This is a genomic window from Gilvimarinus gilvus (assembly GCF_030518155.1).
GTDB lineage: Bacteria > Pseudomonadota > Gammaproteobacteria > Pseudomonadales > Cellvibrionaceae > Gilvimarinus > Gilvimarinus gilvus.
On sequence record NZ_JAULRU010000460.1, the window covers coordinates 1 to 643 of the forward strand.

A 643-nucleotide genomic window follows, 5' to 3' on the forward strand; every position below is an offset into this window, starting at 1 on the left:
CGCGGCCAGCTGGAGCAGCTGCGGCTGGAGTGCCAGGGCCTGGATGTGCGGCGCAAGACCCTGCAGGAGCAGCTGCTGGCCGACGGTTACGACCTGCAAGGGGTGCTCGCCACCCTGGAGGCCGATGCCAGCGAGCAGGGCACCGAACAGGCGCTGGAGCAACTCGAGGCGCGTATCCAGCGCCTGGGTGCGATCAACCTCGCCGCCATTGAGGAGTACGAGCAACAATCCGAGCGCAAGCGCTACCTGGATGCCCAGGACGCCGACCTGGTGGAGGCGCTGGAGACCCTGGAAAATGTCATTCGCAAGATCGACAAGGAAACCCGCAACCGCTTCAAGGATACCTTTGATCAGATAAATGCCGGATTACAGGCACTTTTCCCAAAAGTTTTCGGTGGTGGCAGCGCTTATCTGGAACTGACGGGCGAAGATCTACTCGATACAGGGGTGACGATCATGGCGCGACCGCCGGGCAAGAAGAACAGCACCATCCATCTGCTGTCCGGCGGCGAAAAGGCACTGACCGCATTGGCGCTGGTGTTTGCCATCTTCAAGTTGAACCCCGCACCGTTCTGCATGCTCGACGAAGTCGATGCGCCGCTGGACGATGCCAACGTCGGGCGCTACGCGCGCCGGGTCAAGG

Annotated in this window: 1 pseudogene; it reads left to right on the forward strand. The window is 61.9% G+C overall.

Features of this window, described 5'->3' with window-relative positions:
• Window positions 1-643 (forward strand): annotated as a pseudogene (locus QWI17_RS08875) (chromosome segregation protein SMC); the annotation flags it as partial.